This window comes from Variovorax sp. GW531-E2 (genome assembly GCF_059423125.1).
The window spans coordinates 25,257-39,263 of the sequence record NZ_JBWKXQ010000067.1 but is presented as its reverse complement, the minus strand read 5'-3'; the positions used below and the strand labels follow the sequence as shown (position 1 = coordinate 39,263).

The window sequence follows — 14,007 nt, the reverse complement described above, 5'->3', positions numbered from 1 at the left end:
GGGTGGGTGCGGGTGTGGTGGGGGCGCTCATCGCGCGGCATTTTGCCAGCGGCGCCAGTAATCGAGCGCCACCCGGAAGGTGCCCAGCTGCACCTGCACCGTCTCGGCGATGTCGCTGGCGTAGCCGCCGGCCATCGCGAAGGCCGTGGGGATGCGGCGCTGCCAGGTCCAGTCGAACACGCGGCGGTCGCGCGCCTCCAGCCCGTCGAAGCTCAGCTTGAGGCGGCCGAGCCGGTCGCGCTCGAAGGGGTCGGCGCCGGCCAGGTAGATCACGAGGCCGGGCGAGAAGCGGCGGTCGAGCTCGTCGAGCGCGTGCTCCAGCGCCGCGAGGTAGTCGACGTCGCCGCAGCCGTCGGGCAGTTCCACGTCGAGGTCGCTCGCCTCCTTGCGGAACGGGAAGTTCTTCTGGCCGTGCACCGACAGCGTGAACACGCTCGGGTCGCCCTGGAAGATGCGGGCGGTGCCGTTGCCCTGGTGCACATCGAGGTCGATCATGGCCACCCTGAGCAGCCGGCCGGCGCGGGCCTGCTCGACCTGCATCAGCCGCGCAGCCACCGCCGCGTCGTTGAAGACGCAGAAGCCGCTGCCCTTGTCGGCGTAGGCGTGGTGCGTGCCGCCGGCCATGTTGGCTGCCACGCCGCCCGCGAAGGCCGCCCGGCAGGCGGCGATGGTGGCGCCGGTGGAACGGCGCGAGCGCTCGACCATCGCCTCGCTCCACGGAAAGCCGATCTCGCGCATGGCCTGCGGGCTCACGCGGCCTTCGCTGACGGCGGCGATCCATTCGGGGGTGTGGGCCAGCGCCAGCTCGTCGTCGGTGGCGCGCGGGGCCGGGTCCATCTCGACGGCCGGCAGCTGCTCCTGCAGGCGATCGCGCAGCATCGCGTAGCGCGACATGGGAAAGCGGTGGCCCGGCGGCAGGGGCAGGACGAACTGCCCGGAATAGAAAGCACGCATGGCCGCATTCTGGCCGCGCAGGCCGGATTTAGAAGGCCGCTTCTAAATTGCTGCAGAGCAGCAAAAACCACTTGATCGCCGCGTTCAGCTGCCTATACTTGAGGCCATGCTGCACCGCAACATAGACGACGAGGCGCAGCGCAACGTGAATCGACCACCCCATCATCCTTTCTGGAGATCTCAAATGGCCCTGACCGCTGACCAAATCCTCGCCGCCCAAAAAGCCAACCTCGAAACCCTGTTCGGCCTGACCACCAAGGCTTTCGAAGGCGTTGAAAAGCTGGTCGAACTGAACGTGACCGCTTCCAAGGCCGCCCTGACCGAAGCCCAGAGCACCGCCCAGGCTGCCCTGAGCGTCAAGGACGCCCAAGAGCTGCTGACGCTGCAAGCCAGCCTGTTCCAGCCCCTGGCCGAAAAGACCGCTGCCTACAGCCGTCACCTGTACGACATCGCCCAAGGCACCAGCGCCGAATTCTCGAAGGCTTTCGAAGCCAAGGCCGCTGAAGCCCAGCAAGCCTTCGTCGGCCTCGTCGACAGCGCTTCGAAGAACGCCCCCGCCGGTTCGGAAACCGCCGTCGCCGTGCTGAAGAGCGCCGTGGCCGCCGCCAACAACGCTTTCGAATCGGTCCAGAAGGCCGTCAAGCAAGCGTCGGACGTCGCCGAAGCCAACTTCAACGCCGTGTCGACCCAAGCCGTCGCCGCTGCCAAGACGGCCACCGCTTCGCGCAAGCGCTAAGCACCGACCACCACCAGTTGTCTCCTTGGGTCCTCACGGATCCAATTCAGGGCCTCATCTTCGGATGAGGCCTTTTTTTTGGCCGGCGGCCGTCTTCGATAATGCGGGTCTCATTTCAGGAGACTCTCAATGCAGATCGACGGCAAAGTTTTTATCGTGACCGGTGGCGCTTCGGGCCTCGGCGAAGGCACGGCGCGCATGCTGGCCGCCAACGGCGCCAAGGTGGTGATCGCCGACATGCAGGCTGACAAGGGCGAAGCCGTCGCCCGCGAGATCGGTGGCGTGTTCGTCAAGTGCGACGTGAGCCAGGAAGCCGACGGCCAAGCCGTGGTGGCTGCCGCCGTCAAGCTCGGCAAGCTGATGGGCCTGGTCAACTGCGCCGGCATCGCACCGGCCGAGAAGACCGTGGGCAAGAACGGCCCGCACGCGCTGGCCGTGTTCAGCAAGACCGTCACGGTCAACCTGATCGGCAGCTTCAACATGATCCGCCTGGCGGCCGACGCCATGGGCAAGAACGAGCCCGAAGCCACCGGCGAACGCGGCGTGCTGATCTCGACGGCCTCGGTCGCGGCCTATGACGGCCAGATCGGCCAGGCCGCCTATAGCGCCTCGAAGGGCGGCGTGGTCGGCATGACCCTGCCCATCGCCCGCGACCTCGCGCGCAGCGGCATCCGCAACATGACCATCGCCCCCGGCATCTTCGGCACGCCCATGCTGTTCGGCATGCCGCAGGAAGTGCAGGACGCACTGGCCGCCAGCGTGCCCTTCCCCTCGCGCCTGGGCACGCCCGAGGACTACGCCAAGCTGGCCAAGCACATCATCGAGAACGACATGCTCAACGGCGAGGTGATTCGTCTGGACGGAGCGATTCGATTGGCCCCTCGCTGATCTCGGACGCCGGCAGCTTTGTGCTGCCGGTGCGGTCCAGGCGCTCGTAGTTCGCGATCACCTGGGCCCCGAGCAGCACCAGCATGGCGGCGATTTCCAGGCTCAGCAGCACCACAATCGCCGTGGTGAGCGAGCCGTAGACGATGTTCACCTGCGACAGCGTCGAAAAGTACCAGATCAGCACGCGCCGCGTGGCCTCCCACAGCAGCGCGGCCGTGACGCCGCCCAGCAGCGCATGCCGCAGCGACATGCGCCCGGCCGGCATCACGAGGTAGAGCGAGGTCAGCATGAAGATCTCGCCGCCCAGCCCCAGCAGGTACAGCAGCAGGCCCGAAATGCCCGACAGCGACCAGCTGCGCCCCAGCAGGTCGACGCTTTCCTGCCCCACCAGCTGCAGCGCCCCCGACACCAGCGTGACCAGCAGCAGCCCCGCGCACAGGCTCAGGATGTAGAGGTACGGCATCGCCACCGACACCAGGAAGTGGCGCTTGTGATCGTCCTTGCGGTGGTGAAAGATCACCGCCATCGCGCTTTCGAGCACGCTGAACGCCAGCGAGCTGAAGAAGATCATCGTCACCAGCAGCACCGGCCCGAGCACCGAGCGGTGGTCCAGGAAGCTCGACAGCTCGGCCACGATCGCTTTCGACTGCCCCGGCAGCAGCCATTCGAGATAACGCCCGATGGTGCGCAGCAGCTCGGCCTGATCGATCACGTGCGACAGCGCCATCACGCTCACAATCAGGAGCGGCACGATGGACAGCAGCGCGTAGTACGCCACCGCCCCCGCCAGCAGCAGGCCCTGGTTGGCGCGAAAGTCCTTGAGCGCGCCCCAGACGAAGCGCAGCGGATGGCGCAGCAGCGGCGCGGCGTGTTGCAAAGGCAGTGGCGTCTTCATGCGTGATGTGGGTTTGCGGCGGGGTTCAGTATGCCGCCCGTGCGCTTGCGTATGATTTGCCGCTCCCCGCAGCCATGACCATCCCCGCTTCATTCATCCAGGAACTCATCGCGCGCGCCGATGTGGTCGAAATCGTCGGCCGCTACGTCCAGCTCAAGAAGGCCGGCGCCAATTTCATGGGGCTGTGCCCCTTCCACGGCGAGAAGTCGCCCTCGTTCTCGGTCAGCCCGACCAAGCAGTTCTATCACTGCTTCGGTTGCGGCGTGCACGGCAACGCCATCGGCTTCCTCATGGAGCATGCGGGCATGGGCTTCGTCGAGGCCGTGCACGACCTGGCCGGCCAGTACGGCCTGCAGGTGCCCGAGGACGACGTCTCGCCGGCCGAACGCGCCCGCGCCGCCAGCCAGCGCCAGAAGCAGGCCACGCTGACCGACGTGCTCGAGAAAGCCGGCGACGCCTACCGCAAGGCGCTGCGCCAGGCGCCCGGCGCCATCGACTACCTCAAGGGCCGCGGCGTGTCGGGCGAGATCGCCAAGCAATTCGGCATCGGCTACGCGCCGGCCGGCTGGCGCGCGCTGGCCAGCGTGTTCCCCGACTACGACGATCCGCTGCTCGCCGAGAGCGGGCTGGTGATCGTCAACAACGAGGAAGGCAAGCTCAGCGACGAGGAAGCCAAGCGCTACGACCGTTTCCGCGACCGCGTGATGTTCCCGATCCGCAACGTCAAGGGCGAGTGCATCGGCTTCGGCGGGCGCGTGCTCGGCGACGAAAAGCCCAAGTACCTGAACTCGCCCGAGACGCCCGTCTTCAGCAAGGGCCGCGAGCTCTACGGCCTGTACGAGGCGCGCGCCGCCTTCCGCGACCGCGGCTACGCGCTCGTCACCGAGGGCTACATGGACGTGGTGGCGCTGGCCCAGCTCGGCTTTCCGAACGCGGTGGCCACGCTGGGCACGGCCTGCACCACCGAGCATGTGCAAAAGCTCTTTCGCTTCACCGAGTCGGTGGTGTTCAGCTTCGACGGCGACGCCGCAGGCCGGCGCGCCGCGCGCAAGGCGCTCGACGGCGCCCTGCCCTACGCCACCGACACGCGCAGCATCAAGTTCCTGTTCCTGCCGGCCGAGCACGACCCCGACAGCTACATCCGCGCGCACGGCGCCGAGGCCTTCGCGGGCTTCGTGGCCGAGGCCACGCCGCTGTCGCGCTTCATGCTCGAGGCCGCCCGCGAAGGCTGCGACCTGAGTTCCGCCGAGGGCCGCGCCCACATGACCAGCAACGTGCGCCCGCTCTGGAGTGCGATGCCCGACGGCGCCCTCAAGCGGCAGCTGCTCAGCGAGATCGCCACGCTGGTGCAGCTCGACGCCGCGGCGCTGTCCGACCTGTGGGCCACCGCCGCGCCCGGCCCGCGCAAGGGCGCCGGTGCGCCGTCCCAGGCCCCGCAGCGCCACAGCGAGCCCGACCACTACGGCAACGACCCCGGTGACTACTACCCGGACCTGCCGCCGACGCCGGACTACGAGCCGCCGCGCTACGAAAACGAGAGCAAGCCCAAGTTCCAGCCGCGCAAGTTCACCAAGGGCAAGCGCTGGGGCGGCAAGTTCGAGGAGCCCATCGAGCCGCTGCGCGGACGCGGCAAGCCGCCGAGCCGGCCCGACGTGGCGGTGCGGCTGGTGCTGTCGAACATGGCGCAGTGGGAGGCGCTGTCGCACGAGCTGCACGTGATGCTGTGCGACCTGCCGGGCGAGCACGGCGCCCTCTTCACCTGGCTGGACAGCCAGCTGCACGAGCACGGCGTGCAGCCCTGGGCGGCGCTGCGCGAAGGCCTGCGCGGGCTCGATTTCGCGCCACTGGCCGAGCGCCTCATGAGCGTTTCCGAAGCCGGGCCGGTGCCCGAGGGCGAGGAAGAACAGCACCTGGCCGAGGCCGCCAAGGAGCTGGGGAGCGTGCTCGACTTCATGCTCGACGACCGCCTGAAGGCCCAGCAGAGCGAGGCCATCGCTTCGGTTGGAAAAGACCCGAAAGCCCTGGAGCGCTACAAGGCGCTGGAAGCCCGCCGGCTCGAATTGCGAGACCGCATTCGCGCGTCGGGGACAGATACTGCTTGAAATTTGCGCAACAGGCTATAATGTAGGGCTTCGCAACTGGCGAAATTAGGCAAGAGCGACAGCAGCACCTCCGGGCCGACCCCTAGCGCAACGCACTCCAACGGTAAATTCCGGCGGAAAGGGTCAATAACCGCAAGGACTGCACACCAAATGTTCGCCCGACATCTTGCCTGGTGAGGAATTAATTCCTCGTTTCCCAATTGTTTTGTCCGTGCCTGTGCACGGGCATGGTGGTGCTGTCCGCGTGGCAGCGCGCCTGTGATCCCGCTTGTCTTTTCTTGTCGTAACGAGGTCGTATGCCCAGTTCAAAGAAGCCTGCTCCTTCACTTGCCAAAAGCGCCAAGAGCGCTGCCACCAAGCCCGCAGCAGAGAAACCGCTGAAAGCCGGTGCCAAACCGGCAACCAAGACGGCTGCCGCCGCGTCCAAAACGGCAGCCGCAACGAAAGTGAAAACCGTGCCCACGAAATCGACCTCTCTCGACGATCCAAAAAAAGCCGCGGCCACTGCCACGGCTGCCCCCGCCGCCAAGAAAGTTGGCCGTCCGCCCAAGGCCGCCGGCGCTGCCGCCGCGCCCGCCACCGGCGCCAAGCGCGGGCGCAAGCCCAAGGCCGCCAAGGAAGCCGGCGAGAGCGACATCGACCTGTCGGACATCGAGGAAGACCTGGCCGGTGACGAGCCCGCGGCCGTCGCGACCACCGAAGAGAAGGTCAAGCCGCTGCGCATGAAGATCAGCAAGGCGAAGGAACGCGCCTTGATGAAGGAGTTCGGCCTCGACGAGACCGTGCTCTCCGAAGAAGACCTGGCCAAGCGCCGCTCGCGCCTGAAGACCCTGATCACGCTGGGCAAGACCCGCGGCTATCTCACGCACGGCGAAATCTCCGACCACTTGCCCGACAAGCTGGTCGACGCCGAGACCATGGAAGTCGTGGTCACCATGCTCAACGACATGGGTGTGGCGGTGTACGAGCAGACGCCCGACGCCGAAACCCTGCTGCTGAACAACACCGCGCCCACCGCCACCACAGTGGAAGAAGCCGAGGAAGAAGCCGAAGCGGCTCTGTCCACGGTGGACAGCGAATTCGGCCGCACCACCGACCCCGTGCGCATGTACATGCGCGAAATGGGCACGGTCGAGCTGCTGACGCGCGAAGGCGAAATCGAAATCGCCAAGCGCATCGAAGGCGGCCTGATGGCCATGATGGAAGCCATTTCGGCCTCCCCCGCCACCATCGCCGCGATCCTCGAAATGGCCGCGACCATCCGTGAAGGCAAGGTCGTCATCTCGACCATCGTGGACGGCTTCTCGAACCCGAACGAGGCCGACGACTACGTGGCCGAAGAAGACTTCGACGAATTCGACGAGGAAGACGACGACGACGGCAAGGGCGGCTCCAAGGCCCTGACCAAGAAGCTCGAAGAACTCAAGAACGAAGCCCTCTCGCGCTTCGACCGCATCGCCGAGATGTTCGAGAAGATCCACAAGATCTACGAGAAGGAAGGCTACGGCACGCCCGCGTACACCAAGGCCCAGCAGGCCGTGTCCGACGAGCTGATGACCATCCGCTTCACGGCCAAGACCATCGAGAAGCTGTGCGACCTGGTGCGCACGCAGGTGGACGACGTGCGCAAGAAGGAACGCGAACTGCGCCGCATCATCGTGGACAAGTGCGGCTTCCCGCAGGACGAGTTCATCCGCGACTTCAGCGGCTTCGACAAGAACGGCAACCGCATCGCCTCCAACCTGCTGAACCTCAAGTGGGTCGAGAAGCAGGCCGCGGCCGGCAAGCCCTGGAGCGCCGTGCTCGCGCGCAACATCCCGCCGGTGCAGGAACTGCAGCAGAAGCTCACCGACATCCAGTCGCGCGTGGTGGTGCCGCTGACCGAGCTCAAGGACATCAACAAGCGCATGAACGAGGGCGAATCGTCCTCGCGCGATGCCAAGAAGGAAATGATCGAGGCCAACCTGCGCCTCGTGATCTCCATCGCCAAGAAGTACACCAACCGCGGCCTGCAGTTCCTGGACCTGATCCAGGAAGGCAACATCGGCCTGATGAAGGCGGTCGACAAGTTCGAATACCGTCGCGGCTACAAGTTCTCGACCTACGCGACGTGGTGGATCCGCCAGGCCATCACCCGCTCGATCGCCGACCAGGCGCGCACCATCCGCATCCCGGTGCACATGATCGAGACGATCAACAAGATGAACCGCATCTCGCGCCAGCACTTGCAGGAGTTCGGCTTCGAGCCCGACGCCGGCATCCTGGCCGCCAAGATGGAGATCCCGGAAGACAAGATCCGCAAGATCATGAAGATCGCGAAAGAGCCGATCTCGATGGAAACCCCCATCGGCGACGACGACGATTCGCACCTGGGCGACTTCATCGAGGACAGCAGCAACACGGCCCCCATCGAGGCCGCCATGCAAGCTGGCCTGCGCGACGTGGTCAAGGACATCCTCGACTCCCTCACGCCGCGCGAAGCCAAGGTGCTGCGCATGCGCTTCGGCATCGAAATGTCGACCGACCACACGCTGGAAGAAGTCGGCAAGCAGTTCGACGTGACCCGCGAGCGCATCCGCCAGATCGAAGCCAAGGCGCTGCGCAAGCTGAAGCACCCGTCGCGTTCCGACAAGCTGCGCAGCTTCATCGACACCCTGTAATCCAGGTTCGCTGAAGCCCAAGCGCCCGCCTTGCCCCTCACCCGGGCGGCGGGCGTTCTCGTTTTTCCACCGACACACGACAAGTACAACGGAGCCGCCTTTCCATGAATCCCGACGCAGACAAACTCTGGCAGGCCCCGCGCTGGGCGCTTGCCGTGCTGCTCGCCGTGCTGGGCATGCTCGGGCCCTTCTCCATCGACACCTACATCCCGGCTTTCTCGGGCATTGCGAAATCGATCGGCGCCACGCCGGCCGAGATGCAGCAGACGCTGTCGGCCTACCTGTTCGGCTTCGCCTTCATGAACCTGTTCCACGGCGCGCTGTCGGACAGCTTCGGCCGCCGCCCCGTGGTGCTGTGGGGGCTGGCAGTGTTCACGCTGGCCTCGCTGGGTTGCGCGCTGTCGCAGAACATCACGCAGCTGGTGCTGTTCCGCGGCCTGCAGGGCCTGTCGACCGGTGCCGGCATCGTGGTGTCGCGCGCCGTCATCCGAGACATGTTCCCGCCGGCCGAGGCGCAGCGGGTCATGAGCCAGGTCACGATCTACTTCGGCGTGGCCCCGGCCATCGCACCCATCGTGGGCGGCTTCCTGTTCGTGCACGCGGGCTGGCACTCGATCTTCTGGTTCCTCGTGGCCGTCGGCGTGGTGCTGTTCGTCGCCAACTACAAGCTGCTGCCCGAGACGCTGCACAAGGACCACCGCCAGCCCTTCCAGGTGCGCCACCTGATGCGCGGCTACCGCGACCTGTGCTCCGACCCGCGCTTTCTCCTGCTGGCCTTCGCGAGCGGCGTGCCCTTCAACGGCATGTTTCTCTACGTGCTGGCCGCGCCGGCTTTCCTGGGCGACCACCTGGCGCTGCAGCCGCAGCAGTTCTTCTGGTTCTTCCTGCTGACCATCGGCGGCATCATGCTCGGCGCGCGCGCCAGCGGCCGCATGGCCGGCAAGGTGGCGCCCAAGCGGCAGATCCGTGACGGCTTCCTGATCATGATGGTCACCTCGGTGGTCAACGTGGTGGCCAACATCTTCTTCCAGGCGCATGTGGCCTGGGCCGTGTGGCCGCTGGCGGTGTTCGCCTTCGGCTGGGCGCTGATGGTGCCGGTGGTCACGCTGCTCGTGCTCGACCTGCACCCCGAGCGCCGCGGCATGGCCTCGTCATTGCAAGCCGTGATCGGCTCCACCGCCAACGGCGTCGTGGCCGGCGCGGTGGCACCGCTGGTGATGCACTCCACGCTGGCACTGGCCCTCACCTCCGCGCTGATGCTCACGATCGGGCTGGTCGCCTGGGTCTGGCTGCACCACCGCTGGCCCGACATCGGGCGTCGGGTGGCACACGAAGAAGCCTGAGGGGGACGGGGGGATGCGATTCGCCGCACTGTGGACCTATCTGCGCGCCTGGCTCCCGGGCCCTTCCAACGTCAACGCGCGCGAGCGCCTGCGCGCCGTGGGCGGCGCAGGCATCGGGCTGTTGATCACCGGCCTGCTGTGCCGCTGGCTGGCCGTGCCGCTGGAGCATGCGGTGTGGCTGGTCGCGCCGATGGGCGCCACCGCCGTGCTGGTGTTCGCCGTGCCCGCCAGCCCGTTGGCGCAGCCCTGGTCGGTGATCGGCGGCAACACGCTGTCGACGCTGGTGGGCATCGCCTGCGCCAGCTGGATTCCCGACACCGCCGTGGCCGCCGCCGTGGCCGTGGCGCTGGCCATCGGCCTGATGTTCTTCACGCGCTGCCTGCACCCGCCCGGCGGCGCGGCGGCGCTGCTGGCGGTGCTCACGCACACCACCGATTTTTCGGCGGCGCTGTTCCCGGTGCTCGTGAACTCGCTGTTGCTGGTGCTGGCCGGCGTGGCCTACAACACGCTCACGGGGCGGCGCTATCCGCACGTGCAGGTGGCGCGCCCGCCCTCGCCCGATGCGCGCTTCAGCCAGGCCGACATCGACGCCGTGCTGGCGCGCTACAACCAGGTGCTCGACATCAGCCGCGACGACCTCGAGTCGCTCATCCAGCAGACCGAGCTCGAGTCGTACAAGCGCCGCCTGGGCACGCTGCACTGCGCCGACATCATGTCGCGCACGCCGATCTCGGTGGAGTTCGGCACGCCGCTGCAGGAGGCCTGGACGCTGATGCACCAGCACCGCATCAAGGCGCTGCCGGTGACCGACCGCACGCGCCGCGTGGTCGGCATCGTCACGCAGGCCGACTTCTTCCGCCAGCTCGACCTGCAGCACCACGACGGCATCGCCGGCCGGCTGCGCGACCTGATCCGCGCCACGCGCACGGTGATGTCGAACAAGCCCGAGGTGGTCGGCCAGATCATGACGCGCCAGGTGCGCGTGGCCAGCGCCGACCGGCCGGTGGTCGAGCTGGTGCCGCTGTTCTCCGAAGGCGGGCACCACCACATTCCGATCATCGATGAAGAGAAGCGGCTGACGGGGATGATCACGCAGTCGGATTTCGTGCGGGCGCTGTACCGCGCGGTGAGCCCGGCGTAGCGCCCGCACCTCGCCTTCCCCCTCTGCCGAAGGGGAAGGCGCAAGACTTCACTCCAGCACCACGTTCGCCTTCTTCACCAGCGCCGCATAGCGCGCGGCCTCGCTGCGGAAGTAGCTCGCCGCCTGCTCGGGCGACGTGGGCTTGACGATGTTGCCCTGCTTGTCCATCGCCTCGCGCACCTCGGGCGCGGCAAAGGCGGCCACGATGGCCTCGTGCACGCGCTTGACGTCGGCCGGCTGCATCTTCGGCGGGCCGATCACCGCGAACCAGCCTTCGACCGCGTAGTTCGGCAGCCCCTGCTCCGCGATCGTCGCAATCTCGGGCGCGGCCGGCGAACGCGCCGGGCCGCACAGGCCGATGGCGCGCAGCGCGCCGCTCTTCAGGTGCGGCTGCACCGCCGGCAACGCGACCACGCCCATCTCGACCTGCCCCGCGATCATGTCGGTCACCATCGGCCCGGTGCCCTTGTACGGAATGTGCCGCGCCTTCACGCCGGCCTCGTCCATGAACATCTCGCCCGCGAGGTGGATGATGGTGCCGTTGCCCGACGAGGCGTAGTTGTAGCCCTCGGGTTTCGCGCGCAGCAACGCCACCAGCTCCTTCACGTTCTTGGCCGGCAGCTTCGGATTCACGGCCAGCACCAGTGGCGTCGCGCCCACCACGCTGATGGGCGTGATGTCGGCGATGGCGTCGAAGGGCATCTTCTTGAACACGCTCGGGTTGATCACGTGGTTGTTCGACACCATGCCGAGCGTGAACCCGTCGGGCGGCGCCTTGATCACGGCCGAGGTGCCGGTGATGCCGCCGGCGCCCGGCAGGTTCTCGATCACCACCGGCTGGCCCAGCGCCTTGCCGAGCGCAACCGAGGCGGCGCGCGCGATGGCGTCCACGCCCGAGCCCGCGCTGATCGGCAGGATGAAGCGCACGGGCTTGTCGCCGCCCTGCGCGAACACCGGGCGGGCGGCCGACAGCACGACCGCCGACGCCCCCAGGCCGAGCAGCGCGCGGCGGTTGAATGAAGAAGATGAAGAAGAAAAAGGCATCGGGCTCATGGGTCTTGTCTCTCTTTGTCTTTGTCGGTGCTTGAAGGATCAGGCCACGGCCGCTTCGGCATGCAGCGCCTCGACCTGTTCGTGCGCGTAGCCCAGCTCGGCCAGCAGCGCGCGCGTGTGCTCGCCCAGCGTCGGCGGATGCAGGCGCACGCCCAGCCGCTCGCCGCCGAGCGTGATCGGGAACAGCGTGGTCTGCGCCATCTCGCCGGCCCGCTCGCCGTCGGGCAGGCGGATGTCGGCGAGGCCGCCGGTGGCCTGCAGGTGCGGATCGGCATACAGGTCTTCGGGCCGCGTGATCGGCGCGAACGGCAGGCCCCGCGCCTCGAAGATCGCCGACAGCTCGGCGGCCGAACGGTCGGCCAGACGCGTGCGCAACGCGGCCAGCAAGGTCGGGCGCAGGCGCACGCGGTCGTTGTTGGTCTGCAGCGTGGCGTCGGCCTTCAGGTCGTCGAAGCCCAGCGCGTCGCAGAAGGTCTTCCATTGCGCGTCGCTCACGGCCGCCAGGAAAATCTGCTCACCGTCCTTCACGGTGAACACGTCGTACAGCGCCCAGGCCGAGATGCGCTCGGGCATCGGCGCGGCCGCCTGCCCCGTGATGGCGTACTGCAGCATGTGCTGGCCGACCAGGAACACGTTGTTCTCGAACAGCGCCGACTGCACTTCCTGCCCCCGGCCGGTTTCGGCGCGCTGCATCAGCGCGGCGATGGCGCCGATGGCGCCGAACATGCCACCCATGATGTCGTTCACGCTCGTTCCCGCGCGCAGCGGATCGCCGGGGCGCCCCGTCATGTAGGCCAGGCCGCCCATCATCTGCACCACCTCATCCAGCGCGGTGCGGTGCTCGTACGGGCCGGGCAGAAAGCCCGTGTGGTTCACGTACACGAGGCGCGGATTGAGCTTGCCCAGCGCGGCATAGCCCAGGCCGTACTTGTCCATCGTGCCGGGGCGGAAGTTCTGCGCCACCACGTCGGCCGTGGCGCACAGGCGCAACGCGGCCTCGAGCCCCTGCGGATGGCGCAGGTCGAGCGCGATGCTCTTCTTGTTGCGGTTGAACATCGGGAAGAAGCCCGCCCCCGCGCCCAGCAGGTGCCGCGTGCGATCGCCGTCGATGGGCTCGACCTTGATGACTTCCGCGCCCAGGTCGGCCAGCACCATGCCGCAGGTCGGCCCCATGACCATGTGCGTGAACTCGACCACGCGGATGCCCGCGAGCGGCAGGCGTTTGGCTTCGGTGCTCATGCGGCGACGCCTTCCGCCAGCGCAAAGGTCTTCGGAAAGCCCGCGCGCCACACCGTGCCCTGCAGTGTCTCGCCGTCGAGCCAGCCGGCCACGCGCTTCCTCAGATCGAGCAGCTTCGGCAGATCGACACCCGTCTGCACGCCCATGCTCTCAAGCATGAAGACCAGGTCTTCGGTGTCGACGTTGCCACTCGCGCCCGGCGCATGCGGACAGCCGCCGATGCCGGCCAGGCAGGCGTCGAAGCGCGTGATGCCGACCTCCAGCGCGGCGTAGACATTGGCCAGGCCCAGCCCGCGCGTGTCGTGGAAATGCCCGCACCACAGGCGGTCGCCCGCGATGCGCAATGCGCGCTCGAACAGGCTGCGCACCATGGCCGGATCGGCGTAGCCCACCGTGTCGGCCAGGCTCACGCGGTCGGCGCCGGCGTCGAGCAGCGCCTGCATCAGGCGCAGCACCTCGTCGGGGTCGACATGGCCCTGCAGCGTGCAGCCGAAGGCCGTGCCCACGCCGCCGTCGATCAGCGTCTTCGAGCCCGCCGCGTCGCGCGCCGCGCGGATGCGGCCGACCTCGGCCACCACCTCGTCGGGCGTCTTGCGCAGGTTGGCCAGGCTGTGCGCGTGGCTGGCCGACAGCGGCACCATCATCAGGTCGGCCTCGCCCGCGATGGCGCGCTCGGCGCCCTTCAGGTTGGGCACCAGCACCGAGGCAAAGAGCCCCGGCAGCGTCTTCGCATACGCCAGCAGCTCGGCCGTGTCGGCCAGCTGCGGCAGCAGGTGCGCCGGCACGAACGAGCCGACCTCGATCTCGCGCTGGCCGGCCGCGTGCGCGTCGCGGATCCATTCGAGCTTGCGTGCCGTGGGCAGCACGCGGGCAATGCTTTGCAGGCCGTCGCGCAGGCCCACTTCGCGGACGACCGCGCGCGGCGGCAGGAAGGCGTGAATCAAGAGCGTGTCTCCGTCGTGAGGGAATGACGCCGATCGTAGAAGTTCCGATTCA

At 67.6% G+C, this 14,007-nt stretch carries 11 protein-coding genes; 6 read left to right on the top strand and 5 right to left on the bottom strand.

The annotated features are described in order from the left end of the window. Positions 1 to 27: 27 nt before the first annotated feature. On the bottom strand, positions 28 to 954 hold the full coding sequence (locus AC07XP_RS27475; RefSeq protein WP_062470562.1) for a histone deacetylase family protein: 927 nt from the start codon (positions 952 to 954) through the stop codon (positions 28 to 30). 184 nt (positions 955 to 1,138) lie between these two features. On the opposite strand from AC07XP_RS27475, the gene AC07XP_RS27470 reads away from it, so the two are divergent. Together AC07XP_RS27470 and AC07XP_RS27465 are read left to right on the top strand one after the other, a co-directional pair. Next, positions 1,139 to 1,690, top strand: a complete 552-nt coding sequence (locus AC07XP_RS27470; protein WP_062470565.1) for a phasin family protein — start codon at positions 1,139 to 1,141, stop codon at positions 1,688 to 1,690. Positions 1,691 to 1,819: 129 nt separating this feature from the next. Beyond that, on the top strand, positions 1,820 to 2,578 hold the full coding sequence (locus tag AC07XP_RS27465) for a 3-hydroxyacyl-CoA dehydrogenase (RefSeq protein ID WP_095950672.1): 759 nt from the start codon (positions 1,820 to 1,822) through the stop codon (positions 2,576 to 2,578). Here AC07XP_RS27465 and AC07XP_RS27460 read toward each other — a convergent pair. Next, the gene (locus AC07XP_RS27460) at positions 2,526 to 3,473 is read right to left on the bottom strand and encodes a YihY/virulence factor BrkB family protein (protein ID WP_095950671.1); all 948 of its coding nucleotides are present in this window, start codon (positions 3,471 to 3,473) and stop codon (positions 2,526 to 2,528) included. The two genes, AC07XP_RS27465 and AC07XP_RS27460, sit on opposite strands and share 53 nt — an antisense overlap. A 74-nt stretch (positions 3,474 to 3,547) precedes the next feature. Here AC07XP_RS27460 and dnaG point away from each other — a divergent pair, with 74 nt between their 5' ends. The 4 genes from dnaG (at position 3,548) to AC07XP_RS27440 (ending at position 10,719) form a co-directional block, all read left to right on the top strand. Beyond that, positions 3,548 to 5,575, top strand: coding sequence for a DNA primase (gene dnaG, locus AC07XP_RS27455; RefSeq protein WP_495266453.1), 2,028 nt, complete (start codon positions 3,548 to 3,550; stop codon positions 5,573 to 5,575). 296 nt (positions 5,576 to 5,871) lie between these two features. Continuing rightward, on the top strand, positions 5,872 to 8,235 hold the full coding sequence (gene rpoD, locus AC07XP_RS27450; protein ID WP_095950669.1) for an RNA polymerase sigma factor RpoD: 2,364 nt from the start codon (positions 5,872 to 5,874) through the stop codon (positions 8,233 to 8,235). 104 nt (positions 8,236 to 8,339) lie between these two features. After that, on the top strand, positions 8,340 to 9,578 hold the full coding sequence (locus AC07XP_RS27445; protein WP_062470580.1) for a multidrug effflux MFS transporter: 1,239 nt from the start codon (positions 8,340 to 8,342) through the stop codon (positions 9,576 to 9,578). Between the two features lie 13 nt (positions 9,579 to 9,591). Further along, positions 9,592 to 10,719, top strand: a complete 1,128-nt coding sequence (locus tag AC07XP_RS27440; RefSeq protein WP_159272592.1) for an HPP family protein — start codon at positions 9,592 to 9,594, stop codon at positions 10,717 to 10,719. 48 nt (positions 10,720 to 10,767) lie between these two features. Here AC07XP_RS27440 and AC07XP_RS27435 read toward each other — a convergent pair whose 3' ends face one another. From AC07XP_RS27435 to AC07XP_RS27425, 3 genes are read right to left on the bottom strand one after another with little or no spacing between them, the layout of a single operon-like run. After that, positions 10,768 to 11,772, bottom strand: a complete 1,005-nt coding sequence (locus tag AC07XP_RS27435; protein ID WP_495266452.1) for a Bug family tripartite tricarboxylate transporter substrate binding protein — start codon at positions 11,770 to 11,772, stop codon at positions 10,768 to 10,770. A gap of 39 nt (positions 11,773 to 11,811) precedes the next feature. Further along, positions 11,812 to 13,011: a CaiB/BaiF CoA transferase family protein gene (locus AC07XP_RS27430; RefSeq protein ID WP_159272594.1), complete on the bottom strand. Its 1,200-nt coding sequence runs from the start codon at positions 13,009 to 13,011 to the stop codon at positions 11,812 to 11,814. Beyond that, complete coding sequence (locus AC07XP_RS27425; RefSeq protein WP_159277582.1) at positions 13,008 to 13,955, bottom strand: hydroxymethylglutaryl-CoA lyase; 948 nt, start codon at positions 13,953 to 13,955, stop codon at positions 13,008 to 13,010. The genes AC07XP_RS27430 and AC07XP_RS27425 overlap by 4 nt, the downstream gene beginning before the upstream one ends. Positions 13,956 to 14,007 lie beyond the last annotated feature (52 nt).